We start from the raw sequence: 26269 nt of genomic DNA, 5'->3' as shown, positions 1-26269 counted from the left end.
TACCTTAACGATCAATCGCTTTAACACACCCTAAACCCTTAACGTAGTAAAGCTCCCCGTAGACCAGCGCGAAGGGCCCGGGCAAGAATTTGTCCGGTGAGTCATCCCGAGCCAGGGAACAGCGTGCCAGGGGCGACCAGGGTATTGGACAGGGAGGGGAATCGGGCTTGCCGGGCACCGGCAGCGAACCGGCCCGGGAGAGTGACGGGGATTACTGCCGGGCCAGGCGCGGCGGCAACTCGGCGCCCTCTTTCTTGCTACGCAGGGGATTGATGTCCAGGCCACCACGGCGGGTATAGCGGGCGCAGACTGTCAGCGACTTGAATTGCGCCAGGGCATCCAGGTCACAAAAAATCCGCTCGACACAGTGCTCGTGGAAATCCTGGTGCTCCCGGAATGAAACCACATAGGCCAGGAATCCCTCCCGGTCCAGCGCAGGCCCCTGGTAATGCACGAACACGGTCGCCCAGTCCGGCTGGCCGGTCACCGGACAGTTGCTACGCAGCAGGTGGCTGTACAGGGTTTCTTCGACAATGTGCCCTTCCGCGCCCCCCTTGGAGTCGAGCTTCAGCAGCGCCGCATCCGGCTGGTAGCGATGGGTTTCGATATCCAGCTGGTCCACACAGAAGCCCCTGGGCTGGTGCACCGCCAGCTCTTCACTGGCCACATCATGGAGGGTAACACCCACCTCCGCGCCGGCAGCCCGGGAGAGGTCGCTGGCCAACGTATCCCGCACCTCATCGCGGGAACCGAACTCCGTCTGGTTGAGGGAGTTCAGGTACAGCTTGAAGGACTTGGATTCCACCATCTGCGGGCTGGTAGCCGGAAAACGGAACCTGGCCACCGCCACCTGCGGCACACCCTTACAGTTCAGCCACGACAGTTCAAAGCCCCACCATTCGTCGTACCCGACAAACGGCAGGTTTCCCTCCATGACACCCAGGTGGGCACGGGACACATGCCGCGGGATCGGGTGCAGCAGTTGCGGGTTGTACTGCGACTCGTAACGGGTTTCCTGCCCCAGGGGCAGGTTCTGCCAGTCTTCTCTTTCCATCAGTCTCAGGCTCTGGGTGTTCGCCCGCAGGCAGGCTGACACACGCATCTATGGGGAACCGGTGTGCGGCACAGCGGCCGCCCGGTCAGTGGCGCAAACGCTTTCCGTGGGACATCAGGTGCAATCCCCAGCCAAACAGTAGTGCAATAAAGGCCAGAACCCCAACGAAAGCCCAGGCGACATTGATATCCGAAACCCCCAGCACGCCGTAGCGAAAGGCGTTCACCATATACAGCACGGGGTTCAGCTTTGACAGCGCCTGGAAAAACGGTGACAGCAACTCGATCGAGTAGAAGACCCCACCGAGATAAGTGAGCGGCGTCAGTACGAAAGTCGGGATAATGGAGATATCGTCGAAACTATTGGCGAAGATGGCATTAATAAAGCCGGCGAGCGAGAACAGTACTGCCGCCAGGAACACAATGGCCACGGTCATCCCCAGATGCTGCACACTCAGGTCGGTGAAGAACAGGGCGATCAACGTCACTACGAAGCCGACGATCAGGCCCCGCGAAACGCCGCCCAGCACATAGCCGGCCATGATCACCCAGTTGGGGGTCGGCGACACCAGCAGCTCCTCCACATTGCGCTGGAATTTTGCGCTGTAAAAGGACGAGGCCACGTTGGAATAGGAATTGGTGATCACGGCCATCATGATCAGCCCCGGCACCACGAATTCCATATAGGAGAAGCCGCCCATCTCGCCGATGCGGCTGCCGATCAGGGAACCGAAGATAATAAAGTAAAGCGACATGGTGATCACCGGCGGCACCAGTGTCTGTGGCCAGATGCGGGTGAACCGGCGCACCTCGCGGCGCAGGATGGTGGAAAACGAAGTCCAGACTGCGGATGTATGCATTACGCTTCCCCTCCCTGCCGCTCTTCTTCCAGGAGCGACACAAACAGCTCTTCGAGTCGGTTGGCGCGATTGCGCATGCTCACCACTGCCACGTCCTGCTCTCCCAACCGGCTAAACAGGTCATTCAGCGACTGGCCTTTTTCCACCGTCACTTCCAGGCTGTTCTCGTCCAGCAAGCGGCCGTGGAAGCCACCCAGGTCGGGACAGGCTTCGAGGGTGTCCCGCACATCGAGGATAAACACTTCCCGGTTGAGGGTTTTCAGCAGCGAGCGAATAGAAGTGTTCTCGACGATATCACCGTTGTCGATAATGGCGATATTGCGGCACAGGCTCTCCGCCTCTTCCAGGTAGTGGGTGGTGAGGATAATCGTGGTGCCCTCTGCGTTGATCTCCTGCAGGAAGGTCCACATGGAGCGACGCAGTTCGATATCCACACCCGCGGTGGGTTCGTCCAGGATCAGCAACCGGGGTTCGTGGATCAGCGCGCGGGCGATCATCAGGCGCCGCTTCATGCCGCCCGACAGCATACGCGCCTGCACACTGCGCTTGTCCCACAGCCCCAGCTGCTTCAGGTACTTCTCGGTGCGCTCTTCCGCCAGTTTACGCGGCATGCCGTAAAAGCCGCCCTGGGTGCAGACGATGTCATACACCTTCTCAAACTGGCTGAAATTGAATTCCTGCGGCACCACGCCCAGCAGTTGCTTGGCTGCTGCGAAATCCTTATCGATATCCACCCCGAATATCGACACACTGCCTGCAGTCTTGCGCACCAGGGAGCAGATAATCCCGATGGTGGTGGACTTGCCGGCACCGTTGGGGCCCAGCAGGGCAAAGAAATCCCCCGGCTGCACATCGAAGCTGATGCCTTTCAGGGCCTGGAAGCCGTTGTCGTAGGTTTTCTCGAGGTTGCGAATGGAGAGCGCAGCTGTCATTGAATCCTCCTGCGGATAAGGGCGCATATTCAACGCCCTTAGCCTCCACATTGCAACCGGACAAACTATGGGGGTTTTCCCCGGCGGGGGATTGAAGCAAGCGGCTCACCCATTCGGACTACCGCAGGGACCGGGACGTCTACCTCGCGCCCTGCACCAGCCGCACGAAATCCCGGTAGGGCGGGGAATCGGCCAGGACCCGCTGGCCAGCTGCGATCAGGCGGTCAACTTCTGTATCCGTCAGGCGGAATGTGGTGCCGATACTGTTGAGGTACTGCCGGTCAGCATCACTTTTCACGCGGTCAAAACTCACCTCCACAAAGTGGAAGGTCACCGGCCGATCCGGTGTCGAGTTTTCATCCACCCACTGCTCAAACATCTTCCGGGTGATCAGTATGGTGTCGTCGCTGAACCGCTGTATCTGGCTGCCACTGACACTGCCCGCCACTTCCAGGAACGGCGGTGAATGCGCCTCCTCCGCCCATTCGCGGTGGGGATGTGAATTGGCATTGACCAGTATCATGAGGATATGGCGCGCGTTGAGATGAGGGAGCAGCCTGGAATTGACCGCCGGGTCCGCGGTCAGGGTAATGGTGCGGTAATAACTGCGCAGCCCGAGGTTGTCGGAAATTCCTCCATCCACCAGGTGCAGCCACGGCCGCCTTTCCCGATCCAGGTATCCCTTCACACTGCGCGCGGCAATCTTCCTGGAAGTGAGCTGGTCATCTTTCAGGGCCCGGTCCACCCAGGCAGGCTGCCGGAAACCGCAGCTACCGGCGTGATTCTGGACCGCGACCGGCGAGAACACCAGCGGCACCGCCGAGGAAGCGGCCACTGCCCGCGACAGCGGATAGCTTTCCAGGTCCAGGCAGAAAAGATCGAACATTTCCTGCACGAACGGCACGCGCTCACCGGTGGCAAGGTCCGTGCTGTTGATCACCACCCTGGGTACACCGGGCCTGACCAGTGCGCCCAGGGGGGCATCGTCAAACAGCAGCTCATCGTAGTATTCCGCCGCCAGGTCGATGCGGCCGAAAGTCGGGCTGGCGAGGCGCTGCCAGTTGGAGGGGCTCAGGGCCCGCCGGACCAGCTCCCCCTGCACGTCCCGGCGCAGGAAGCGCTCCTCGTAATCGGCAAAAATCCGTTCGCCGTACAGGCCGTAATAGGCTGCGGTGAAACTGCCGCCGGATACAGAGGAAATCATGTCCACCTCCTGCAGCATTGTGCGCTGACCGGCGGAGGTGCGTACCGGCGTCCGGTCCAGTTCCCTGAGGACCCCATAGGACAGTGCGGCTGCCCGGGTCCCGCCGCCGGAGAAGGCCAGCAGCACGGCAATCTCGGTGGAGCGGTCACCGCTCATCCTCTCGCGCGCCGCCGCATTCCGCTCCGGCGACCACCGCGCCAGCGGAGCTGCCTGCTCCGGCATATAGGAACAGGCCGTACATGCCAGCAAGAGACCGGCTACCACGATGCGTGCAATGACAACCGGGGCATCCCTGCGCACTGTCACTCTCTTCCTCCATGGCCCCGCGAATATCGCCGGGCGGTCGTTTCCGGCTGCAAGTATAGGCACGGCTTCCGCTGGCGCGGTGCGCGTTTCCTGGATCCAGAAAGGGAAAAGGGATTAGTAGTGACGTGGGCGGAAAATAAAAAAGCCGCTCAAATGAGCGGCTTTTCTATCTGGAGCGGGAAACCGGGTTCGAACCGGCGACCTCAACCTTGGCAAGGTTGCGCTCTACCAACTGAGCTATTCCCGCTTTTTCAGGTTGGCCCGGCAGCATTGCTGCCGGGCCGTATTGGCATCCCCAAGGGGAGTCGAACCCCTGTTACCGCCGTGAAAGGGCGGTGTCCTAGGCCTCTAGACGATGGGGACAGAAAACTTGCACAGGCTTCTACACCTTGTGCTGCCACACTGCCGTGGCATTACCTCGGGTTGCCCCTTGGTATTCTTCGTATCGACAGGATATTGAATCACATCGTCACGAAAGAAACTGGAGCGGGAAACCGGGTTCGAACCGGCGACCTCAACCTTGGCAAGGTTGCGCTCTACCAACTGAGCTATTCCCGCAATGGCGTCCCCTAGGGGAGTCGAACCCCTGTTACCGCCGTGAAAGGGCGGTGTCCTAGGCCTCTAGACGAAGGGGACCCAAGATCTCCTTCCTCAGCACTCTTGGCGTCTCAGTGATCCGCTGTGCGTCAGAAGTGGGGCGCATTCTATGGAGCACCCGGGAAGCTGTCAACACCCGATCGAAAAAAAATTCCTGTTTTTTTCTTTTATAGTCAGGCACTTACCCGAACCCCAGTTCCGGAGCACCGCGGTGCCCCCGCCTACTTACTGGCCCTGTTCTGCGGCGAACTCTTCCAGCTCCCCAAGGAATCGCCGGATCCGCTCGGCATTGGCACCGAGATCACTGATCCCCACACGGGAGCTGGAACGGACATCCACCCGGGCCCCCTTTTCCACCCGGGTCACACGTACCACCACATCATCACTGAATCCCAGCAGCGGGGTCCGGTCGACCGCTTCCAGGTGACCGGTTTCGTCGTCCCGGGCCACAATCCGCCAGCCCAGGTCCTCCGCCACCTGCGCCGCCATCGCGGTCACCCGCGCGACCGGCAGGTCCAGGTCCAGCGGCCGGATATCCTCATAGATATCTGCCTCCCGCTGCTGCCGGGCCACTTCCTCGCCATCGTATTCGGCGCTGTTATCGCCCTCCTCGCGCAGCGACAGGACCGCCCGATATGCCGGCGGGTTGCCGAGATCGGTGGTGATATCGTGTATCGGCGGCACACCAAAGTTGCTCTTGCCCACGGTCAGCAGCGGCACGGCCACCGGCAGCAGGCCCAGCACCACAGCCCACAGGGCCGCCCGCCGGGCATCGGCATGGCGCTTTACCAGGCCCCAGATAAACACCAGCATACTGGCCAGGGCCATCCCCAGTGCCGCCAGCCCGGCATACTTGAACACTTGGAATACCAGCCTGAAATGGACCAGCTCCAGTCGCAGCGCCAGCCCTGCCACAAAGATAACGGCAATCAGCAGCAGCTGGATGCGCACCAGCCAGCGACTCCAGTGGGTATTTCTCATTGCTTGTCCCCTTTATCCGGATTGTCCGGATCCAGTTTCACCGACAGCGAATTGACACAGTAGCGCAAGCCGGTTTCCGTGGGGCCATCCGGGAATACATGGCCCAGGTGGGCATTGCAGCTGGCACAGAGAATTTCGATACGTTGCATCCCCAGGGAATTGTCCGGACGCTCCTCGACCGCCCCACTGCGAATCGCGGCATCGAAACTCGGCCAACCGCAACCGGCATCGAACTTGGATTCCGAGTGAAACAGCACTTCGCCGCAACAGCGGCAGCGGTAGGTGCCGTCCTCGAAACAGTCCCAGTATTCACCGGAGAAGGGCCGCTCTGTACCCGCCTTGCGGCAGACATGGAACTCTTCATCGGTGAGTCGATCGCGCCAGTAGTTATCGTCTTTCTCTTTTGACATACTCTCCTGTCCCTAATCAGTTACCGCAGTGGGAACCCCGCATACGGGTGATGCCGGCCCGCCCGGCCATCATCATCGCCTGTGAGCAACATCCTACGTTTACCATCTTGCCAAGGATTACCCGACTCACCATGAAGGACATTTTGAAATCGGAAAAGCTGCACGGCGTCTGCTACGAAATCCGTGGCCCGGTGATGGAGCATGCCTACCGGATGGAGGAGGAAGGCCATCGCATCCTCAAGCTGAATATCGGCAACCCGGCCCCCTTCGGTTTCGACGCCCCCGATGAAATTATCCAGGATGTCATTCACAACCTGTCCCTGGCCCAGGGCTATGTGGAATCCAAGGGGCTGTTTGCCGCCCGCAAGGCCATCATGCAGGAATGCCAGACCCTGGGGATCCCGAATGTCGATATCGATGATATCTACCTGGGTAACGGTGTATCCGAATTGATTTCCATGGCCACCCAGGCACTGCTCAACGATGGTGATGAACTCCTGCTGCCAATGCCCAACTACCCGCTGTGGATGGCCGCCACCAACCTCACCGGCGCGAACCCGGTTCTGTACCGTTGCGACGAGCAGGCGGACTGGTTACCCGATATCGACGACATACGGGCAAAGATAACACCACGGACCCGGGGAATTGTAGTCATCAATCCCAATAACCCCACCGGTGCCGTGTACCCCCGTGCGCTGCTGGAAGAGATCGTGGAGCTCGCGCGCCAGCACGACCTGGTGATCTTCGCCGACGAGATCTATAGCAAGATCCTGTACGACGACACCGAGTTCACCCCCATGGCCAGCCTGGCCGAGGACGTGCTGTGCCTGAGCTTCAACGGCCTGTCCAAGTCCTACCGCCTGGCCGGGTTCCGCTCCGGCTGGATGATTGTCAGCGGCGCCCGCCACCGGGCCCGGGGATTTATCGAGGGCATGGATATCCTCTCCTCCATGCGGCTGTGTGGCAATGTGCCGGCCATGTTCGCGGTCCAGACCGCACTGGGGGGCTACCAGAGCATCAACGACCTGGTATTGCCCGGCGGCCGCCTGCGCCAGCAACGCGACCTGGCCTGGGATATGCTGAACGATATCCCCGGGGTCAGCTGCGTAAAACCAAAGGGAGCCATTTACCTGTTTCCCCGGATTCACCTCGACCATCACCGCATCAAGGATGACGAGCAGCTGGTGCTGGAATTCCTGCGCCAGGAGAAGATCCTGCTGGTGCAGGGCAGCGCCTTTCACTGGGATGCCCCCGATCACCTGCGCATTGTCTTCCTGCCCCGCGTCGACGACCTGTCCGACGCTATCGGGCGGCTGGGCAACTTCCTCGAGCGTTACACGGGATAAACCGAAACTTGGATATGCTGGACGACCTGCACATACACGATTTTTACCGCGATGCCGGCCGCACCCTGCTGGCGCTGTTTCTGCAGTTTCCCGCACCGGCTACGGTGTATGTGGAGGATATTGCGGGACCCGATACCCCCGACGAATTCGGCTTGCACTCGCCGCGCCACCTGGCCTGCCTGGGCGCCATGACCTGGCTGAAGCAGAGCGGTTATATCCATTTCACCCAGCTGGTACGCCAGGAGGCGGTGGAAGAAGCGAGCCTAACCCACAGCGCATTCCTGCTGCTGGTACGCCGCGATGGTGACGGTATCAGCAACGCACACCGGCTCGACCAGGTAATGCGCACGGGTTCCTCGACCCAGATTCAGGAACTGATGGAACACCTGATGCACGAGATGGCCCGGCCCTGACATCGGGCCGGGGCAGCGCGAGAGGTTAGCGGCGGAAACGCACGTGCAGCATTTTCAGCGCGGCATCCGGGTCGCGATCGGGGAAGTCGGGATTCTGCGGCAGCCGCTGCACGATCTCATAACGTGAGTCGGCACGCTCGATCATGTCGCGGAACAGCTGTTCGCTGTGGCCGGGCGAATTCATCACCAGCAACAGGTCGGCCTCGTCTGCCAGGCAGTCAGGCAGCAATGGCAACAGCTCGTCATAGTGTTCATTGACATCGAACCGGCCCTTCTGGCGCGTGGGCGGATCCACCACCGCCAGCTGGAAGGGGCCGCGCCGGTCGAAGCGATCGAACTCCCGCAGGGCATCCATTTTAAGGAACTGGATCCCCTTCTGCGGCAGGTTATTGAAGCTGTGGTTCTGGCGACCCCGCTTGAGTACACCACCATTCAGGTCCACATTCACCACTTTCAAATCGCCGCAGGCCCGCGCCACCACCGAGAAGGCACAGGTAAACGCGAACAGGTTAAGCATTTTAAGGTCAGCGCCCGCCGCCAGGTGCGACCGCACCTGCTGTTCCAGCCACTGCCGGCCGGGTTCGATGTCGAGGAAAAAGCCCACGTTCTGGCGCGCAAAGGTCAGCGGGAAGGCCAGCTCACCGCGACGGGCCACCGGCTCAGCCACCGGCAGGCCGCAAGGCCACGCCACCGGCGCCCCTTGCTGGTAGCGCCGCTGCGCGGCCACACCCCGGTAGCCATAAGGCTCGGCCAGCGCCCACAAGGCTTCGCACAGAGCCTCCTCCCCCTCGTGGGGCTCGAAGAAGCTGACCAGCAGTGCCGGGTGGAAACTATCCACGCACACCTGCTCCAGGCCCGGCCAGCGGCGGCCGCGACCGTGGAACAGCCGGCGACTGTCCGGAATCCCCTGCCCTGCGGCGACCCGATCCTGCTCGAGCTTTTCCCCAACCTGTTCCAGCAGGGGCTCCCAGTCAGTCATGGTCATTCAAAATCTCCATTGCTGAGCGGGTAGAGGATCGCATCCCGGTAACCGGTGACCACACGAATAAACCCGCTCCACTGCTCGTCGAGTTCGGCATCACCGCTGTCCACCAGCAGTGGCCGGCCGCCCAACTCGGTAACCTTGGTCTTGGTGGCCACAACGATGAGGTTGTCCCGCCCCACAGCGCGCAGCACCGCAGGGGAAAACTGCTGGTTGCCACGCCCCAGCAGATGGCCCTGGCCACCGATGGCCGTGAGGATAATCCTGACGGGCCCCCGGTGCCCGTCGATGGCTTTCTCGATCTCCGCCGCCCCGACATCCACAGCCACCAGAGCACCATCCAGCAACAGGTCTACCCCCAGCAGGGTTCCCTCGCAGCCGGCCTCTGAGAGGATCGCCAGGGTGGTGGAACCGGGCCCGACAACATAGAGGGTGTCCGGGTCCATATCCTCCACCACATCGGCGGCGATATCCGCCACAGCCAGCTCCTCCACCTCGCGGCCGGCGTTTTTGACCGCCTGCAGGAAATGCCCCTCTTCGGGCACCAGCAGCTCCCCGTAATGGCGGGTGCTCACCCTGCCCTCGCGGAACGATTTTTCGTCGATATCGCGCACCTCGCGCTCACGCAGGTCCACCAGCTCCCCGGCCATAAGCCGGCGCAGCACCTCGGCGCCGGCACGCGGGGAAATGGCAAAACAGGCCGAATGCATCTTTACCCCGGCGGGAATGCCCAGCACCGGAAAATCGTCACCCAGCGCATTCACCATATTCCGGGCCGTGCCGTCGCCGCCGACAAATACGATCAGGTCGGCGCCGCTGTCGCGGATCACCTGTGCGGCGCGCTCGCTGTCCGCCGGCGTGGAGGGATTGCTCTCCGCGTCGCCCACTACAGTCACCGACAGCCCCGCATCGCGGGCGACGGTCTCCCCCATGTCGCCGGCAAAACAGAGAATCTGCAGCCGCTCACGGAAATCCGCCAGCCCGGCCAGGGCGGTGGCCGCACGCTTCTGTGCCTGAGGCTCCACCCCGGCTTCCAGTGCCCGCTGTACAGTGTCGGCGCCATCGCTGCCCTTCAGGCCCGCCGGGCCACCGACGCCCGCCCAGGGGTTGATTACCAATCCCAGTTTCTTCAGTTTCACAACAATCCCAGTACTGCCAGTTGGTGCCGCTCCCCATCCCCGAGTGCGGCGTCGTCAATGCGATAATGAGAGAACTCCAGCCGTTCCGGATACTCCCGGCGCAGGCGGTCAAACCCCAGTCCCATCGGCTCGGTACCGGCAACCGCCCGCTCCGCCACTGCCCGCAGGCGCCGATCGTCGGCGCGGGGGTCGTAAACCTGCAGCAGCAGCCCGGCCATTGCCGCGAAACCCTGTTCGCGCGGGCATTCCAACACCCCGCCATTCAGGTCCCGGCCTGCTTCTTGCGCTGCTGTGCCGGTGCTGCCCAGGAAGCGATCCAGGGCGGCGCGCACCATGCGAGTGCCCGCCAGCTTGCCGTCGAGGCTGTAACCGGCAATATGCGGCGTGCCGATATCCACGTGCCGGAGCAGCTCCAGGTCGATATCCGGCTCGTTTTCCCAGACGTCCAGCACCGTCGAGGGCCCGCTGCCGGAGCGCAGGCGCTCGAGCAGCGCGCGGTTATCCACCACAGCGCCACGACCGGCACTGACCAGTACAGCGTCATCGTGCAGCTGCGCTATCTCGTCAGCACCCAGCAGGTGATGGCTCGGGTGCGGGCCGCCGCGCACCAGCGGCGCGTGCAGGCAGACCACGTCCCGCTCGAGCACCGAGTGCAGTGACGCGGAATCAGGGTTGTCCGGCAACCAGGGATCGTAGACGGCGCAATCGACCCCCAGGGCCTGCAGGCGACGCTGTAACAGGCCGCCCACATTGCCGCAGCCGACAATACCAAAGTTGCGCTCGCGCCAGTCGACGCCCAGCGCGGACAGGGCACAGAACACATACTCCACCACCGAATTGGCATTACAGCCCGGGGCCGCACTCCAGGTGATGCCGTGGCCTTCCAGCCAATCGGTATCCAGGTGATCCGTGCCGATGGTGCAGCTGCCCACGAAACGTACCGGCGTGCCGGCCAGCAGCTCGCTATTTACCTGGGTCACGGAGCGGACCAGCAGGATATCGGCATCCACCAGCTGGGATGGCTGCAGGTTGCGACCGGGTACCCGGGTAACCTGCCCCAGGTCCCCGAAGCAGGCCTCCACGGCCGGGATATTCTCGTCGGCAACAATACTGAGTGGTCGCTGGCTCACACTGTCTCCTTGTTTAGGGTCGCGTCACCGGCGCTGCCGGCGAGTATCCGCCCGATTTTAACCTTGAGGCCGCCGATACCGAACTCCTCCGCCAGCGCCTGCGCCAGCTCTATGTCGGCGCCGCGCCAGCTCAACTCACTGGCGCTACTACCCAGGGGTACCCGCTCCTCCAGGGCTGCCAGGCGTCGGGCCATGGCAATCTGCCCGGCATGTTGCGCCAGCTTCACCGCCAGCCCCTTCGCCCCCCGCACGGGCAGGTCCGCTACCCCGGCGGGATTGTCCAGCAGGGCATCGACACTGTCGTAGTGGGCCAGCAGTTGTGCGGCAGTCTTGGGCCCCACCCCCGGTACACCGGGGATATCGTCGCCGGGGTCGCCCACCAGTGCCAGGAAGTCCGCAATCTGGCCGGGTGCGACACCGAAGCGCGCCCTCAGGGCCGCCGCGTCCAGATGGCGATCAGCGGCAAAGTCCCACAGGGAGGCGGCCCCCCGGTCGAGCAGCTGCCCCAGGTCCTTGTCGCGACTGACCACAACCGGCCCGTGCGCACGGCACAGCCGTGTCAGTGTGGCGAGGATGTCGTCCGCTTCGTAGCGCTCACTGGCAAAGCTGGCAATCCCCACCGCCTCCGCCATCTCCCGGCAGGCCACCAGCTGGAAAGCGAGAGCCTCGTCCGGCAAGGCGCGGCTGCATTTGTAATCGGGATAGATATCGTTGCGAAAGCAGCTGCCCAGGGACTCATCGAATGCACAGGCGATGCGCGCCGGCCGCAGTGCCAGCAGGTCAAGCAGGAAATTGGTGAAGCCGTAAACCGCCTCGGTACTGTAGCCACTGCGGCTGGTCCAGTTGGGCGGCAGGGCGAAGTAATAGCGAAAGATATATACAGAGGCATCCACCAGCAGCGTACTGCCACCGGCTTCGCCACCGGGAAAGCCGCTCACGAGAGATGCTCCAGCTGGTAGAGATCCGCGGAAAAAGGCGACGGGCGGCCAAACTCCGCCGCCAGCGCGAGGGCAAAGCGTCGCGCGCGCCCGTTGACGCCGTCGCGACAATACTCTCGTGCCTGGCGCCAGATATCGCGCCGGAACTGCTCGCTGGGCCCCAGCCCATTCGCCAGGTTATCGGCACTGACCCGGAAACGCAGTCCGCAGGCCCGCGCGAATAGCCACTCCAGTGCCTGGGGTCGCACCTCAACCTGCTCAAAAAGTCTCTGCTGCGACTCTGAGCGACCATCCGGGGCGTACCAGTAACCGTAATCCGGCTGCTGGCGGCGGGCCGGGCCGGCCACACACCAATGGGCCACCTCGTGCAACGCACTGGCGGGGTAGTCCCGGGTGAATTCGATACAGTGATGGCTGCCGCCGTCTCCTGCGGGGCGGTAGAAGGGCTCCTCGCACCCACCGCAGAGACGGGTGTTGAGCGGGTCCGGGGCCGCAAAACAGCGGTTGAAAACAGCAACAATGCGCTCGGCAACCGGGTAGGCCACGGCGACGTCATCGGCTCGGGACTCGGCGGTCAAGGGTGGCTCCACAAGCAGGTTTACGGGAAAGCGGCGGACTATAGCAACCGGGCGGCGTAGATCAAGGGCGCGGCTTTCCCTGTCTCCCCCGAAAACCGGGGCGGAGCCGGCGTAAACAGGCTCACTGGCGCGGCGCGCCTCCCCGCCCGGCACTGCATGCCGGTTGTATTTAGTGAAACCAGGATATACCTTTAGTAGCAGGGACTCCGGTAATGGCGCCCACCCGGACCCGGGTCCTTCATGGAGGGAACAAGTAGTAAAACGCCCTCCGGCACCATAACCGGCCCTGCAAGGAGGTGCTCCATGACCGACCACAGTAATTCCAACGTGGTTGACCTCTTCACCGGCGAGCCGATCGAGACTTCTGCGAGCAGGCGCTTTATCCGCCTGTCGCCGGAGCTGGACGGCCTCGAAATGCTCTACTCCAACAGCTCCAGCGGCTCAGACCTCTACAGCCTCAAAATCCTGTGCTGGGGCCTCAAGGCAAATGGCGAGATTGTTGGTCTTGTCCCCTGGTTGAACTCCATTGTCCCCTGCCCCGAGATCAAGGACCCTCTGGACGGACGCTTTGAAGGCTATTACGACCCGGGCATCGAGGAAATTTTCCACGAGCCCCCGATCCACAAAATTGTCGAGCTGGAGACTGCGGCGGAATATTTCGAGTACGAGAGCAACAAGGCCAATGAGGTGCTGCAGGAAATACCTGACACCATAGGCACCCATGCGGTATTCATGGATGAACCAAGGGAGAACCTGACCCTGACAGAGGTGGTGAGCTGGCGCCTGCACGCCAGTGGTGAGATCCACGGCATGCTGATCGATCACGACAGCGTCGTCACCACTCCGGTGCTGCCGGGTGACCTGTGCCTTTACCCGGCCCAGGAAGCGACAGATTTCCGTTACTTCTTTCAGCACCACATCGCCAACAAGATCAAGTCGGAAGACCCCGAGGCCCTCGCCGCTATTGCGGCACTGGTCACCAATCCGTAACAGCCCAGGCGGGCGGTCCCACGACCGCCCGCCTCAATCCTCCGCCTTCCTTATCCAGTACAGGAATTCATCGCTCTCTTCCCGGTGCTCCACCAGTTCGTAGCCCAGGAACTGGCAGAATTTGGGTATGTCCCGCTGGGTGGAGGGATCTGTGGCGATGACCTGCAACACTTCTCCCGGCGCGACCTTGCGCACCGCGGCATGCAGCATCATGACGGGCTCGGGGCACAGCAGGCCGCGGGCATCGAGGGTATGATCTGGCTTCATGGTGCTATTGTCGGAAATTTCTGGAGGGACGTCACCTGCAAATTTGCCCGTTTCGGCGGCCAATATGCCCGGCCCGCCACCGGGTGACCGGGGTAGAATCCAAGCTCCCTGTCCCGGCAGCACTCCGGGTAAACATGAGAGAGAAGATGATCTACGTATTGATCGAGCGACACATCGCAGAGGATATGCGCAGCGCTTACGAAGAGGCGGCGCGCAAGCTGCTTACCCATGCATACCGCACCGTGGGCTTTATCGAGGGCCACACGTACCAGTCCAAGGAAGATCCGCTGCGGCGCTTTACCCTGTCCAAGTGGCAGTCAGAGATTCACTGGCAGCACTGGTATACCAGCGAGGATCGGCGCGCGCAGATGTCGCTGCTGCGCCCCATGCTGGCCGAGCCCGAACGCATCACGATTCTCGAGGGAGCGGATTAACAGGCGCCTCAGCTTCCGGAAGCCAGCCCCAGCATGAAACCAGCGGCGGCATCAGCCGCCGATCGCCAGTGTCCATCCCGGGTGAAGCCACTGGCACGGCGCGGGCGAAAGTCATGGTCGCCGTCCCCGAGCCACTGCACGCGGATAGACGGTGACAGTCCGTAAGTTTCCACTTCTCCCCGGCTACCGAGCGGGTCCCGGGTACCCTGCACCACCAGCGCCGGGCAGGCCATTTCCCGCAGGTGTTCCGTCCGCAACCGGTCCGGCTTACCACGCGGGTGGAAAGGGTACCCGAAGCACACCAGCCCCTCGATCACACCCCCCTCCCGGTACTCGTCAGCCAGCATACTCGCCAGGCGTCCGCCCATGGACTTGCCACCGACAAACAATGGCAGTTCCGGCTGGCGATCATCCACTTCGGCCAGCACCTCGCGGAAATACTCCTGTAACTGCGGCACCGGGTTGGGCGGCCGCCGCTTGCCCCCGCGGCGACGCTGTGCCATATACGGAAATTCGAAGCGCACAACTTCTATGCCCCGCCCCGCCAGCGCCGAGCTGATTGCCACCATAAAGTCACTGTCCATCGGCGCACCGGCGCCGTGGGCGAACAGGAAGCGCGCGCGGGGAGTACCGGCCGGGGCATCGACCAGGAATTCACTCATCGTCCGGCAGGTCCTGCGCCAGTACCAGATTGACCGATTCATCGCCTGGCTCGAACCAGATAACCACGTCACCGGACTGCAATTGCCGGCGCAGGCTCGCCACCTTGTCTTCAAGGCTGACTTCACGCTCGCCGTAGTCGGTGCCGTCGCGGGTCGCATACTCCTCGAGCAGATTCTGCAAGGTGCCGGGGTCCAGTTGCTGGTGGGGAATAATCATGGGAAAAACGGAAACTGCCGGTAAGAATTACGTAAAAACAGGGCCGGCACTGGGGATACCCGGTGCCGGCAATGGGGCCGGGTTTATTCGGCCGGCTTGCGGAAGCGCAGGGTCATACGATCGCTTTCGCCGATGGCCAGGTACTTGTCCCGGTCTTCCTCGCCGAGGCGCAGGGACGGCGGCAGGGTCCAGACGCCTTTCGGGTGATCCGCAGTGTCTTTGGGGTTGGCGTTGACTTCACTCGCCTCTTCCAACTCAAAGCCAGCGCCTTCCGCCAGCTCAACCACGTAATCCTGGGTGACATAACCGCTTTTCTTCATGTCTTCCTTGCTGGTTCCGGGCTTCGCGCGGTGCTCCACAACCCCCAGCACGCCGCCAGGCTTCAGCACGGCGAAGAAGTTGTTGAAGGCTTCCTGCTCCTTGCCGCCACCCATCCAGTTATGTACGTTACGGAAAGTCACCACGGCATCGGCACTGCCTTCGGGTACATTCTCCAGCGAACCATCGGCCGGATCGAATTCGGCCATCTTGATGGCGCCATAGGTGTCGCTGTCACCCTTTACCTTCTCCTCAAAACCCTTGAGGGATTTCTTGAAGTATCCCGACTCGCTGTCCGCCGGGAAATGCGCCGCGTAGAGGGTACCGGCATCTTTCAGGTACGGCGCCAGGATCTCGGTGTACCAGCCACCGCCCGGGCTGATTTCCACCACGGTCATGGTGGGCTCGATACCCATGAATTTCAGGGTCTCGGCCGGGTGACGGAACTGGTCACGCTCGGCATATTTCGGCGTGCGGTGATCGCCCGCGATCACGGCCTCGAGATCGGCGCCTTCCACCGCCTCACTGCCGGACTCCGCCGGCTGCTCCATGGTGCTGCTCTCAGAGGCCTGCATGCTCTCCATTTCCTGGCCGTCCGCGCTCTCTTTTTCAGAGCAGCCAACGGTGCCCAGCACCAGCGCTGCACATGCCAGTCCGGCTGAAAACTTTTTGATTTTCATATAACTCCCTCCTGTGAGTTCTAATGGTTGAGTCTCGATTCCACACTGTCGAGTTTATCCTGTAAAGACTGCGCGCGATCGGTACGGGTTCCCAACTTGAGACTGGTACTGATACGCGGCGCGCCCATATTATGGACGCGTTCGTGGCAAAGCTTTACCGCTGCCATCACCTGGTCCCAGTCTCCCTCGATATTGGTTCCGTAGGCATGCATGCGATGCTCGAGCCCCGCTTCTTCAAGAACCCGCTGGCACTCTGCAATGTACTCGCCGACCGATACGCCGACCCCAATGGGAATCACACACAAGTCTGCATGGACTTTCATAGCCCGCCTCTCCCGCTCAATGCTGGTTCCACTCTCGCACTGGACTGGCGCCGCCTGCACACATCCATCGCACCGGCAACCAACTCGGGTGCCAGGCAGTTATCAGGCGCGCCGCCAGTCGCTACAATAGGTTGAGTGTAACCCGGCCGCCTGGCCCATACTAATGGCCGGCCATCGGCCGGTGACCTGAAAGATCAGGCGCCAGCTTGCGGAATTAACCTGAAGGACCCTGCCATGCAACAGCATCTCGTGATTTCTCTCATCAGTGACGACAAGCCCGGAGTTGTGGAGAAGCTCTCTGCGGTGATCGCGGACAAGGGAGGCAACTGGGAGGACAGCCGCATGGCGCACTTTGCCGGCAAGTTTGCCGGTATATTGCGGGTCAGCGTACCCAGTGATTCCTGCCAGCCACTGAAAGACGCCCTGGTAGCGCTGTCCGCCGAGGGCTATAAGCTCCAGATCGAGGAAGCCACCGCCGTGGCTGCCGGCGACCGACAGACACTGACCCTCAAACTGGTGGGCAATGATCGTCCGGGCATTGTGCGGGAGATCTCCCGCGCCCTGGCCGCCCGGCAAATCAATATGGAGCAGCTGGACACCGGCTACGACAGCACGCCCTGGAGTGGCGAGCCGCTGTTTACCGCCGAATGCGTGATTCAGGTGGCTGGCGATATGGACCTGGACGGTCTGCAGGACGAGCTGGACAGCATCGCGGACGAGCTCGGGGTGGAAATCGACTGCGAGGAGATCGCCTCCCCCCAGTAACTGTGAAATAATTCGCGCCTCGAAGGGGGCGGCCCTTCCCGGGGCCGCAGCCCCGCGCCGGCCGCCATGATGCCGCCGACAAGCCGACGCAATGTTCAAGATCGTCCTGTACCAACCTGAAATCGCTCCCAATACCGGCAACATCATTCGCCTGTGCGCCAATACGGGGGCGGAGCTGCACCTGATTGAGCCGCTGGGTTTCGCCATGGACGACAAGCGCCTGCGTCGCGCCGGGCTCGACTACGGCGAGTACAGCCGCGTCGTCCGCCACCGCGACTGGGGGGCTTTTGTGGAGAGCGAGCAACCATCGCGGGTTCTGGCTCTCTCCACCAGAGGGCAGCGGCCCCATACGGAAATCCAGTACCGCGATGGAGATGCCATCGTGTTTGGCCCCGAGACCCGTGGCCTGCCCACTGATTTCCTCGCCGCCACCGGCCCGGAAAACACCCTGAGAATCCCCATGCGCCCTGAAAGCCGCAGCATCAACCTGTCCAATGCCGCGGCCATCGTCATTTACGAGGCATGGCGCCAGCTCGGCTTCGCCGGCGCCCAATAACCCGGAACTGAATCGGATTATGCTTGCACCTATCGGACTGTTTTACGGCTCCAGTACCTGTTACACGGAAATGGCGGCGGAGAAAATCCGCGACCGCATCGGCGCCGAGTGGATTGATCTGCACAATGTGGCAGAGGATGACATTCGCCAGGCTGAAGAATACGACTTCCTGATTTTCGGCATCCCCACCTGGGATTACGGCGAACTGCAGGAGGACTGGGAAGAGGTCTGGGATGCGCTGGCCGAACTGAACCTGCAGGGCAAGACTGTCGCCCTGTTCGGCCTTGGCGACCAGGAGGGCTATCCCCAGTGGTTCCAGGACGCCCTGGGCTACCTCCACGCCCAGCTGCTGGCACAGGGCGCCAAGGCGGTCGGCTACTGGCCGGCCGAGGGCTACGAGTTTGAGCAGTCCAAGGGCCTGACGGAAGACGGCAGTCAGTTTGTCGGGCTGGCCCTGGACGAGGAAAACGAGTTCGACCTGACGGAAGATCGTGTTGCCCGCTGGTGCGAGCAGGTCATGCGCGAGTTCGGGCTGCAGCAGTGACCGACCGGCCCGCCAGCCAACACGCGGACATCCTCTGGCGCGAAGACGGCCAGCCGCTCTCGCGCGCGTTTGACGATGTCTACTTTTCCAGTGCCTCGGGCCTGGACGAAAGCCGCTATGTGTTCCTCCAGCAAAACGGGCTCGGGGAACGCTGGCGGCACCTTCCGGCTTCCGCGACGTTCACTATCGGCGAGACCGGCTTCGGCACCGGGCTCAACTTCCTTGCCGCCCGCGCCCTCTGGGAAGAGACAGCGCCCCCGGATGCGCACCTGCACTTCATTTCGGTGGAGAAATACCCGCTCCATCCCCGCGACCTGCCCCGGGCGCTGTCGCTGTGGCCACAACTGGCGCGCTACGCCGACCAGCTGGTGGAGGCCTATCCTCCCCTACTGGCCCCCGGTGTTCACCGCCTGCTGTTTGACCGCGTAAGCCTCACCCTGGTCATCGGCGAGGCCAGCGAAGCCTTTCGTACCCTGCGGCTGGAGGACCCGGCGCGGGACCGGCAGGTGGATGCCTGGTTCCTCGACGGCTTTGCACCATCCAAGAATCCGGCCATGTGGAGCGAGGCCCTGTTTCGCGAGATCAGCACGCTCAGTCACCCGGAGGCTACCTTCGCCACCTTTACCTGCGCCGGGCTGGTCAAGCGCGGCCTGAAGGAAGCCGGTTTCGGGATCGAGAAGGTGCCGGGCTTCGGCCGCAAGCGCGAAATGCTGCGCGGCCGTCTCGCCAGTGCGAGAGAGCCAGAGCCCGGATTCTCGGCAACCCCGTGGCACCTGCCACCAGTTGGAAAATCCCCTGGCAAGGGTTGTGCTGCCGTGGCAGTGATCGGTGGCGGTATCTCCGGGGCCGCAGTGGCACGCAACCTGGCAGAACAGGGCCATCGGGTGATGGTATTCGAGCAGGGCGCCCACCCGGGCGCGGCTGCATCCGGCAATGACCAGGGCATCCTGTATGCCAAGCTTTCCCCCAAACCGGGCCCCAACGGCGACTTCAACCTGCACGCGCTGATGTTCGCGTTGCGTTACTACCGGCGCTACTGCCCGGACGTGTTCCATCCCTGCGGTATGCTGCAACTGGCCCAGACAGAAAAGGAAGCGGCACTGCAGGCACAGGTGGCCGACTGGCTGCGCCATCACGATGCGACGGGCCTGGCCCGCCTGGTGGACGCCCGCGAGGCCGGCGAACTGGCGGGCCTGCCGCTGGACTTCGGCGGGCTGTATTTCCCCGGGGGCGGCTGGCTGGAACCGCGCCGGGTCTGCGAGGCCCTGCTCGCCCACGAAAATATCCAGCTGCAATGCAATACCCGGATCGATGCGCTCGAACGGAATGGTCACCGTGGCTGGACCCTGCGTGCCGGACAGGTCGAGTACCATGCCGGTGCAGTCGTGGTCTGCAGCGCCACGGGCCTGGCGGGCTTTCCGGAGACTGCCCCCCTGCCGCTGAACCCGATTCGCGGCCAGGTTTCCCGGGCCGCAGAGGGCGAATCGTCACGCAGGTTACAACGGGTGCTCTGCGGCGCCGGCTACCTGGCACCAGCCGCCGGCGGCTGGCACAGTTTCGGCGCCACGTTCAAGTTGCGCGAGACGGGCACGGAGACACGGGATACCGAACACCGGGAAAACCTGGACACCCTGGCGGGCATGGTGCCGCAGGTGGCCCGGGAGTTTGCCCCGCAGCACCTCGTCGGGCGTGCCGCCGTGCGCGCCGCCACGCCGGATTACCTGCCCATGGCCGGCCCGGTACCCCGCTGGGACAAGCTGGAGGCCAGTTACGGGGCACTGCGCAAGAACCGCAAGCAACTGATTCCCCGGACCACGCCCTACTACCCAGGCCTGTTCGTCCTCGGTGGGCTGGGCTCGCGGGGCTTTACCTATGCCCCGCTGGCTGCGGAGACGATTGCATCCTGGTTACTGGGGCGCCCCATGCCGCTGAGCGCTGAACTGGTGAAGGCGCTACACCCGGCCAGGTTTGCGATCCGGGCATTGAGCAAGAACCGCCACGACTGAAACCGGCTCCATACGCCACCGGGATAATCAGCCCTGTAAGGGAGCCGCCGCATCCGGGGATGGGACACTGCCGGACAGCAGTGCGCCACTCCCGGAGCCACAGGCAACGATGGACTTCATCGCCGCCTCGACGCTGACATGGGGCAGGAACTCCACACACGCCGGCGGCACATGGAATACAAAGCCGGAAGTAGGCACCGGAGCCGTGGGCACGTACACGGTGTAATCGCCGTTATCATGCTGGGACGTGACTATCGCGGTGACCGAAAGCGGATTGTCCACGCCGTGGATACGCACGCGTGCCACCTGGCCAGACAGCACCCCCTCACCGCCACCACCGCCAATAAATTGCAGCACCAGGTCCTTGATGGTGTTGTAGCCCGGCGCAAGGCGCCCCAGCCAGAGATCGATATGCTTGTGCAGCCAGCGGCCGACGCTGGTCTTGACCACCAGCCCGATCAGGAAACAGGCCCCCAGGATCACCGCTATCACCACCAGCCTGGCAAGGGTATCCTTGAGCTGTGTATGCGATTCCAGCCACTGGACCGCCGGCGCCACCAGGTCGCTGACCTGCCCGAACAGCCACTGGAACAGGAGCGCAAAAATCACAATGGGCAACACCACCGCCAGGCCACCGAGAAGGGTCAGGGTGACAAACGTTTTTACTCGGGTCATATGCAGGTTCTGATGCGAAAGTTGATCACAGTTATCGCCGCGCTGCTCGCCGGCGGCGCACTCGCCAAGACGCCGGTGCCGCAGAGCGACTACACCCTGCTGGAACAGCGGGCGCGCGGCGCCGACCATTTCACCCAGGGGCTCTACTACGATGGCGAGCGCTGGTGGGAGAGCAGTGGCCGCTATGGACAGTCGTGGCTGGCCCAGTATACCGATCCGGGCGGACCACCGGTACGCCGGCAGTGGCTGTCCGGCAACCGGTTCGCGGAGGGGCTGGCGGTGCTGGATGGACGGCTTTACCTGCTGACCTGGAGGGCCGGGGAATTACAACTCTACCGCAGCGACGACCTGTCCCGGCTGGGTACACGTCACTACGCGGGGGAGGGCTGGGGCCTGACCACCGATGGCAGGCAGCTGATCATGAGCAATGGCAGTGACGAACTCACCTTTCGCGACCCGGACACTTTTGCCATCCAGCGCCGCCTGCAGGTGCACGGCGGCGATGCCGACTGGTCGCGCCTGAATGAACTGGAATACGCCCACGGACTGGTATGGGCCAATATCTGGCAGGACAGCCGGATCATTGCCATCGATCCCGAGACCGGGGAAGTGCGCGGGCAGGTGGACCTGGCGGCGCTACAGCCGGATTCGCCGCAGCCGGGCACCGTGGCCAACGGCATCGCCTGGGACCGCAGCCGGAATGCGCTCTGGGTGACCGGTAAATACTGGCGACAGCTCTACCTTATCCGGCCGCAGGGCCTGGGGTTTAGCGAGGATGGGAAAGCAGCCGGGGAGCGGGGCGGCAACGCAACCGGCCATCAGCCCCGGTAGTAATCGATAACGGTCAGCACACCACCGCCGCGAACCAGATCCAGGGCCTCACCGGCGATCACCAGGCGAAATCCCCGGGCCTTGCGTTCCAGGGTAACGCCGGCGGCTCCCGGGATACCGCTGAACAACACGGCGTGGTCGCCGTCGCTGCCCAGCCACTGGACCCCCTCCACTTTTTCCATCCCTGGCATATCCAGGCTCAGGACCTCGAGCTCCTCCGGCAGTGGCCGGAACTCAATCCTGGCAATGCCCGAAGCAGTGGCGAGAGAGAATGCCAACTGGTTTTCCGGCGCAGGCTGCCATCCCAGGTGGGTATCGGCGAGGCCCGACTGGACCAGGTGACGCGGAGAGGTGGAAACGCATCCTGCGAGAACCCCCACCAGCAGGGAAACCATAATTACAACGCGCATAGGCTTATCCTTGTCTATGTCTGCGGCGGTCAATTATAGACCTACCCGCCCCAAGAGGAGACTCTTTTCGCGACATTATTGTGACCCACTTCACCACTGCATTGAAGAACCATCCGAGCGATACTGTCCCTGAATGTTTTCGTATGCCGGCGACGCCAGTGCCCGCTGCGCGTTATACTGCCGCCCATGAGTACCCAGCCCCCCCCATCTCCCCGACATGTCCTCGAGCACACATTTGGCTTTGCAGATTTCCGCGGTCCCCAGGAAGCCGTAATTTCCACCCTGATGGCCGGCGGGGATGCACTGGTGCTGATGCCCACCGGCGGCGGCAAGTCACTCTGCTACCAGATCCCGGCCCTGGCCCGTCCCGGTTGCGGCGTGGTGATCTCACCACTCATCGCACTGATGCAGGACCAGGTGGAGTCGCTGCGAGCCGCCGGCGTGCGGGCCGCGTTCCTCAACTCCGCCCTGCCCCTCGACGAGGCGCAGGATATTGAGACGCAATTGCTGCACGGCGAGCTGGACCTGCTCTACCTCGCACCGGAACGGCTGTTGCAGCCACGCACCCTGGGGCTGTTGCAACGCATCCAGCTGTCGCTTTTCGCCATCGACGAGGCCCATTGCGTTTCCCAGTGGGGGCATGACTTCCGCGCTGACTACCTGCATCTCAACTGCCTGCACGAACAGTTCCCGAACGTTCCCCGCATCGCCCTGACGGCCACCGCCGACCAGCGTACCCGCGGCGAGATCGCGCGCCGCCTGGACCTGGAATCCGCCCGGCATTTCGTCAGCAGCTTCGATCGGCCCAATATCCAGTACCGAATTGCCCAGAAAAATAACCCGCGGCGACAGCTGCTCCGGTTCCTGCGCGACGAACAACAGGGCAATGCCGGCATTGTCTACTGCCTTTCCCGCAGCAAGGTGGAGAACACCGCGGACTGGCTGTGCCAGCAGGGCTTTGCCGCCCTGCCCTACCATGCCGGCCTTCCCGCTGAGACCCGCGCGGAGCACCAGCGCCGATTCCTGCGCGAGGATGGCATCATCGTCGTCGCCACCATTGCTTTTGGCATGGGCATCGACAAGCCCGATGTGCGTTTTGTCACCCACCTGGACCTGCCCCGCAGCGTCGAGGCCTATTACCAGGAGACCGGCCGCGCCGGACGCGATGGCGAGCCGGCAACCGCCCTGCTCCTCTACGGCCTGGAAGATGTGGTCAAGCTGGGGCAGATGGTGGCAGGCTCAGAGGGCAGCGAGGAACACAAGCGCGGCGAGCGGTCGCGCCTCAACGCCATGCTGGGACTGTGCGAGATTACCAGCTGCCGACGCCAGGCTCTGTTGCGCTATTTCGCCGAGGAACTGCCGCAGCCCTGCGGCAACTGCGATACCTGCCTGGAGCCGCCGGAGACCTGGGACGGCACACAAGCAGCCGCCAAACTGCTCTCCTGTGTTTACCGCACCGGCCAGCGCTTCGGGGCCGCCCACGTGATCGATGTGCTGCGTGGCAGCAACAACGAAAAAATCCATCGTTTCGATCACCACCAGCTGTCCACATGGGGCATAGGCGCCGACCTGGCCACCGCAGAGTGGCGCGGTGTTGTCAGGCAACTGGTGGTACGCGGTTACCTGGAAGTGGACGGGGCGGCTTTCGGGGCCCTAAAACTGACCGAGGCCTGTCGCCCCCTGTTACGCGGGGAAGAGTCCATCCAGCTGCGCAAGCAGCCGGAAAGCGTGTCCCGGCAGGAACGTCAGCCGCGCCCGGCAGCAGCGGATATCAGTGCAGAAGACCAGCCACTGTGGGAGGCACTCCGGGCCTGCCGCAAACGCCTGGCCGACGAACGCGGCGTACCGCCCTATGTAGTTTTCCACGACGCAACCCTGCGCGAGATGGTCAGCGCCCGCCCGCGCTCGGAAACCGAGCTGCTGGGAATCACCGGCGTTGGCGACAGCAAGCTGGCCCGTTTCGGCGCCCCCTTCCTCGAGGTACTACAGGACTTCGACGCCCAGCCGGCGGATTGATCGGAGACGCCGGTCACCACCAGGATACTGTCGCAGCCCTTCGGGTCCGCCGCCGATCGCCTAAACTCGCTCCAGCACCACCGCAGAGTGCCCGGGCGACTGCCGGACCGCGATCAGCCCCGCCCCAGGCCGGGTCCCGTCGCGTTCCCCAGCCGTCACTGCAGGCACTATTCGACCACGGTTACTTTGGAGCGGAAGCACCATGAATAATGTTGCCCACCTGATCGAAGGCGAGCGTGTACGCGGCACCGGCCGCGAGCAGGAACTCGTCAACCCGTCCACCGGCGAAGTGACGGCCACAGTCACACTGGCAGACCGGCAAACCGTCGAAGGGGCAATCGCCGCGGCCCGGGCCGCTTTTCCCGATTGGCGTGATACCCCACCGATCAAGCGCGCCCGGGTCCTGTTCCGCCTCAAGGACCTGCTGGAAGAACACGCCGACGAAATCTGTATGCTGATCACCCGTGAACACGGCAAGGTACTGGACGATGCCAGGGGAGAGCTGCAGCGCGGAATCGAGAACGTGGAATATGCCTGCGGCATCCCCGGGTTGCTGAAGGGGGAACACAGCAGGAATGTCGGGCCGGCGATCGACAGCTGGAGTGAATTCCAGCCCCTGGGCGTATGCGCCGGCATCACGCCCTTTAACTTTCCCGCCATGCTGCCCCTGTGGATGTGGCCGATGGCCATCGCCTGCGGCAATACATTCGTTCTGAAACCCTCCGAGCGCGATCCCAGCCCCGCACTGCTTATTGCCGAGCTCGGCCACCAGGCCGGCGTGCCCCCGGGAGTACTCAACGTGGTTAACGGGGACGGGGAAGCTGTGAATACATTGCTTGCCGACCCGCGTATCGAGGCAGTGAGTTTTGTCGGGTCCACCCCGGTTGCGGAGTACGTCTACACCACCGGCACCGCCCATCACAAACGGGTCCAGGCGCTGGGAGGTGCCAAAAACCACGCTGTGGTGATGCCGGACGCAGATCTCGACAATACCGCCAGCGCATTGATGGGGGCCGCCTACGGATCAAGCGGCGAGCGCTGCATGGCCATCTCCGTCGTCATTGCCGTTGGGGATGCCACTGCCGACACCCTGGTACAAAAACTTAGGGAGCAGATCGCCGCTCTCCGGCTGGGCGATGGCAGGGATAACACCAACGACATGGGGCCATTGGTGACCCGGGCGCACCTCCAGCGGGTCCGGGGATTTATCGAGCGCGGTATCGAGGAAGGTGCTGAACTGGTGGTGGATGGCCGCGAGCGGGAGGTACCTGGTTTCGAAAACGGCAATTACCTGGGGGCCTGCCTGTTTGACCGGGTTCGCGAGGGCATGTCCATTCACAGTGAGGAGATCTTCGGACCGGTGCTCTGCATGATGCGGGTGGAAAACCTGCAGCGGGCAATGGACATTATCGACGCACATGAATACGGCAACGGCACCTGCCTGTTCACCCGCGACGGTGAAGCGGCCCGCTATTTCTCTGATCATATTCGCATCGGCATGGTCGGCATTAATGTCCCACTGCCAGTGCCGGCGGCATACCACAGTTTTGGTGGCTGGAAGCGATCCCTGTTTGGCGATCTGGGTACCTACGGGCCGGACTCTGTGCGTTTCTACACACGCCGCAAGACGGTGACCCAGCGCTGGCCCAGCAGCGGCCTGCGCGAGGGCGCACAGTTCAGTTTCCCCAGCCACGGCTGAGAGGTTG

General features: G+C 62.9%; 29 protein-coding genes and 4 tRNA genes. 11 read left to right on the top strand and 22 right to left on the bottom strand.

The window, feature by feature from the left end:
* Window positions 1-211: 211 nt before the first annotated feature.
* The 10 genes from queF to msrB all read right to left on the bottom strand — a co-directional run bounded on the left by queF (window position 212) and on the right by msrB (window position 6343).
* Complete coding sequence (queF, locus tag LVD11_RS15945) at window positions 212-1054, bottom strand: NADPH-dependent 7-cyano-7-deazaguanine reductase QueF (protein WP_237060607.1); 843 nt, start codon at window positions 1052-1054, stop codon at window positions 212-214.
* 85 nt (window positions 1055-1139) lie between these two features.
* Window positions 1140-1913, bottom strand: coding sequence for an ABC transporter permease (locus LVD11_RS15940; protein ID WP_237060605.1), 774 nt, complete (start codon window positions 1911-1913; stop codon window positions 1140-1142).
* Complete coding sequence (locus LVD11_RS15935) at window positions 1913-2845, bottom strand: ABC transporter ATP-binding protein (protein ID WP_237060603.1); 933 nt, start codon at window positions 2843-2845, stop codon at window positions 1913-1915. Before LVD11_RS15935 ends, LVD11_RS15940 begins: the two co-directional genes overlap by 1 nt.
* A 139-nt stretch (window positions 2846-2984) precedes the next feature.
* A complete protein-coding gene (locus LVD11_RS15930; protein ID WP_237060601.1) occupies window positions 2985-4355 on the bottom strand; it encodes a patatin-like phospholipase family protein in 1371 nt (456 codons plus the stop codon).
* A 171-nt stretch (window positions 4356-4526) separates the two neighbouring features.
* A tRNA-Gly gene (locus LVD11_RS15925) sits at window positions 4527-4602 on the bottom strand.
* A gap of 40 nt (window positions 4603-4642) precedes the next feature.
* A tRNA-Glu gene (locus LVD11_RS15920) sits at window positions 4643-4718 on the bottom strand.
* A 119-nt stretch (window positions 4719-4837) separates the two neighbouring features.
* A tRNA-Gly gene (locus LVD11_RS15915) sits at window positions 4838-4913 on the bottom strand.
* 2 nt (window positions 4914-4915) lie between these two features.
* Window positions 4916-4991 (bottom strand) — tRNA-Glu (locus tag LVD11_RS15910).
* 186 nt (window positions 4992-5177) lie between these two features.
* Complete coding sequence (locus tag LVD11_RS15905) at window positions 5178-5933, bottom strand: DUF1499 domain-containing protein (RefSeq protein ID WP_237060599.1); 756 nt, start codon at window positions 5931-5933, stop codon at window positions 5178-5180.
* Entirely contained in the window at window positions 5930-6343 is a 414-nt protein-coding gene (gene msrB / locus LVD11_RS15900; RefSeq protein ID WP_237060597.1) for a peptide-methionine (R)-S-oxide reductase MsrB, read from the bottom strand. The genes LVD11_RS15905 and msrB overlap by 4 nt, the downstream gene beginning before the upstream one ends.
* Before the next feature lie 131 nt (window positions 6344-6474).
* On the opposite strand from msrB, the gene LVD11_RS15895 reads away from it, so the two are divergent.
* The gene (locus tag LVD11_RS15895; RefSeq protein ID WP_237060595.1) at window positions 6475-7689 is read left to right on the top strand and encodes a pyridoxal phosphate-dependent aminotransferase; all 1215 of its coding nucleotides are present in this window, start codon (window positions 6475-6477) and stop codon (window positions 7687-7689) included.
* Between the two features lie 14 nt (window positions 7690-7703).
* Window positions 7704-8102 carry a hypothetical protein gene (locus LVD11_RS15890; RefSeq protein WP_237060592.1) on the top strand — a complete coding sequence of 133 codons (399 nt, stop codon included), beginning with the start codon at window positions 7704-7706 and terminating at the stop codon, window positions 8100-8102.
* 25 nt (window positions 8103-8127) lie between these two features.
* Here the strand turns inward: LVD11_RS15890 and LVD11_RS15885 are convergent, their stop codons facing one another.
* Genes LVD11_RS15885 through LVD11_RS15865 form a run of 5 tightly spaced genes read right to left on the bottom strand, consistent with a single transcriptional unit; the run spans window position 8128 to window position 12869 of the window.
* Complete coding sequence (locus tag LVD11_RS15885; protein WP_237060590.1) at window positions 8128-9087, bottom strand: class I SAM-dependent methyltransferase; 960 nt, start codon at window positions 9085-9087, stop codon at window positions 8128-8130.
* Window positions 9084-10223: an ATP-NAD kinase family protein gene (locus LVD11_RS15880; RefSeq protein WP_237060588.1), complete on the bottom strand. Its 1140-nt coding sequence runs from the start codon at window positions 10221-10223 to the stop codon at window positions 9084-9086. Before LVD11_RS15880 ends, LVD11_RS15885 begins: the two co-directional genes overlap by 4 nt.
* A complete protein-coding gene (locus tag LVD11_RS15875) occupies window positions 10220-11353 on the bottom strand; it encodes a 4-phosphoerythronate dehydrogenase (protein ID WP_237060587.1) in 1134 nt (377 codons plus the stop codon). Before LVD11_RS15875 ends, LVD11_RS15880 begins: the two co-directional genes overlap by 4 nt.
* Complete coding sequence (locus LVD11_RS15870) at window positions 11350-12291, bottom strand: 5'-3' exonuclease (protein WP_237060585.1); 942 nt, start codon at window positions 12289-12291, stop codon at window positions 11350-11352. The genes LVD11_RS15875 and LVD11_RS15870 overlap by 4 nt, the downstream gene beginning before the upstream one ends.
* On the bottom strand, window positions 12288-12869 hold the full coding sequence (locus LVD11_RS15865; protein WP_237060583.1) for an elongation factor P hydroxylase: 582 nt from the start codon (window positions 12867-12869) through the stop codon (window positions 12288-12290). The genes LVD11_RS15870 and LVD11_RS15865 overlap by 4 nt, the downstream gene beginning before the upstream one ends.
* Window positions 12870-13172: 303 nt before the next feature.
* On the opposite strand from LVD11_RS15865, the gene LVD11_RS15860 reads away from it, so the two are divergent.
* Window positions 13173-13859, top strand: coding sequence for a hypothetical protein (locus LVD11_RS15860; RefSeq protein ID WP_237060582.1), 687 nt, complete (start codon window positions 13173-13175; stop codon window positions 13857-13859).
* A 33-nt stretch (window positions 13860-13892) separates the two neighbouring features.
* Here the strand turns inward: LVD11_RS15860 and tusA are convergent, their stop codons facing one another.
* Window positions 13893-14126 (bottom strand): sulfurtransferase TusA, encoded by a 234-nt coding sequence (gene tusA / locus LVD11_RS15855; protein ID WP_237060581.1) that lies wholly within the window; start codon window positions 14124-14126, stop codon window positions 13893-13895.
* Between the two features lie 134 nt (window positions 14127-14260).
* Between tusA and LVD11_RS15850 the strand changes: the two genes are divergently transcribed.
* Complete coding sequence (locus LVD11_RS15850) at window positions 14261-14560, top strand: antibiotic biosynthesis monooxygenase family protein (protein WP_237060580.1); 300 nt, start codon at window positions 14261-14263, stop codon at window positions 14558-14560.
* A gap of 8 nt (window positions 14561-14568) precedes the next feature.
* Here LVD11_RS15850 and LVD11_RS15845 read toward each other — a convergent pair whose 3' ends face one another.
* From LVD11_RS15845 to LVD11_RS15830, 4 genes are all read right to left on the bottom strand, one after another.
* Window positions 14569-15222: an alpha/beta family hydrolase gene (locus LVD11_RS15845; protein ID WP_237060579.1), complete on the bottom strand. Its 654-nt coding sequence runs from the start codon at window positions 15220-15222 to the stop codon at window positions 14569-14571.
* Window positions 15215-15439 (bottom strand): YheU family protein, encoded by a 225-nt coding sequence (locus LVD11_RS15840; RefSeq protein WP_237060578.1) that lies wholly within the window; start codon window positions 15437-15439, stop codon window positions 15215-15217. Before LVD11_RS15840 ends, LVD11_RS15845 begins: the two co-directional genes overlap by 8 nt.
* 83 nt (window positions 15440-15522) lie before the next feature.
* Entirely contained in the window at window positions 15523-16437 is a 915-nt protein-coding gene (locus LVD11_RS15835) for a class I SAM-dependent methyltransferase (protein WP_369413327.1), read from the bottom strand.
* 20 nt (window positions 16438-16457) lie between these two features.
* Window positions 16458-16760 carry an MTH1187 family thiamine-binding protein gene (locus LVD11_RS15830; protein ID WP_237060577.1) on the bottom strand — a complete coding sequence of 101 codons (303 nt, stop codon included), beginning with the start codon at window positions 16758-16760 and terminating at the stop codon, window positions 16458-16460.
* A gap of 234 nt (window positions 16761-16994) precedes the next feature.
* Here LVD11_RS15830 and LVD11_RS15825 point away from each other — a divergent pair, with 234 nt between their 5' ends.
* The 4 genes from LVD11_RS15825 (at window position 16995) to mnmC (ending at window position 20631) form a co-directional block, all read left to right on the top strand.
* Window positions 16995-17525, top strand: a complete 531-nt coding sequence (locus LVD11_RS15825; protein WP_237060576.1) for a glycine cleavage system transcriptional repressor — start codon at window positions 16995-16997, stop codon at window positions 17523-17525.
* A gap of 91 nt (window positions 17526-17616) precedes the next feature.
* Window positions 17617-18081 (top strand): tRNA (uridine(34)/cytosine(34)/5-carboxymethylaminomethyluridine(34)-2'-O)-methyltransferase TrmL, encoded by a 465-nt coding sequence (trmL, locus tag LVD11_RS15820; protein ID WP_237060575.1) that lies wholly within the window; start codon window positions 17617-17619, stop codon window positions 18079-18081.
* A 19-nt stretch (window positions 18082-18100) separates the two neighbouring features.
* Complete coding sequence (gene fldB, locus LVD11_RS15815; protein WP_237060573.1) at window positions 18101-18625, top strand: flavodoxin FldB; 525 nt, start codon at window positions 18101-18103, stop codon at window positions 18623-18625.
* Complete coding sequence (gene mnmC, locus LVD11_RS15810) at window positions 18622-20631, top strand: bifunctional tRNA (5-methylaminomethyl-2-thiouridine)(34)-methyltransferase MnmC2/FAD-dependent 5-carboxymethylaminomethyl-2-thiouridine(34) oxidoreductase MnmC1 (RefSeq protein WP_237060571.1); 2010 nt, start codon at window positions 18622-18624, stop codon at window positions 20629-20631. The genes fldB and mnmC overlap by 4 nt, the downstream gene beginning before the upstream one ends.
* Window positions 20632-20658: 27 nt before the next feature.
* On the opposite strand, the gene LVD11_RS15805 is transcribed toward mnmC, so the two are convergent.
* Window positions 20659-21306 (bottom strand): DUF502 domain-containing protein, encoded by a 648-nt coding sequence (locus LVD11_RS15805; RefSeq protein WP_237060569.1) that lies wholly within the window; start codon window positions 21304-21306, stop codon window positions 20659-20661.
* A gap of 12 nt (window positions 21307-21318) precedes the next feature.
* Between LVD11_RS15805 and LVD11_RS15800 the strand changes: the two genes are divergently transcribed.
* Window positions 21319-22137, top strand: coding sequence for a glutaminyl-peptide cyclotransferase (locus LVD11_RS15800; RefSeq protein ID WP_237060567.1), 819 nt, complete (start codon window positions 21319-21321; stop codon window positions 22135-22137).
* Here LVD11_RS15800 and LVD11_RS15795 read toward each other — a convergent pair.
* Window positions 22125-22547, bottom strand: a complete 423-nt coding sequence (locus tag LVD11_RS15795) for a hypothetical protein (protein WP_237060565.1) — start codon at window positions 22545-22547, stop codon at window positions 22125-22127. The two genes, LVD11_RS15800 and LVD11_RS15795, sit on opposite strands and share 13 nt — an antisense overlap.
* A 186-nt stretch (window positions 22548-22733) precedes the next feature.
* Here LVD11_RS15795 and recQ point away from each other — a divergent pair, with 186 nt between their 5' ends.
* Window positions 22734-24563 (top strand): DNA helicase RecQ, encoded by a 1830-nt coding sequence (gene recQ, locus LVD11_RS15790; protein ID WP_237060563.1) that lies wholly within the window; start codon window positions 22734-22736, stop codon window positions 24561-24563.
* A gap of 202 nt (window positions 24564-24765) precedes the next feature.
* Window positions 24766-26262, top strand: a complete 1497-nt coding sequence (locus LVD11_RS15785; RefSeq protein WP_237060560.1) for a CoA-acylating methylmalonate-semialdehyde dehydrogenase — start codon at window positions 24766-24768, stop codon at window positions 26260-26262.
* The last annotated feature ends 7 nt before the right edge of the window (window positions 26263-26269 follow it).

The organism is Microbulbifer sediminum, from assembly GCF_021729035.1.
GTDB classification, from domain to species: Bacteria; Pseudomonadota; Gammaproteobacteria; order Pseudomonadales; family Cellvibrionaceae; genus Microbulbifer; species Microbulbifer sediminum.
This window is presented reverse-complemented; position numbering and strand designations above follow the sequence as displayed.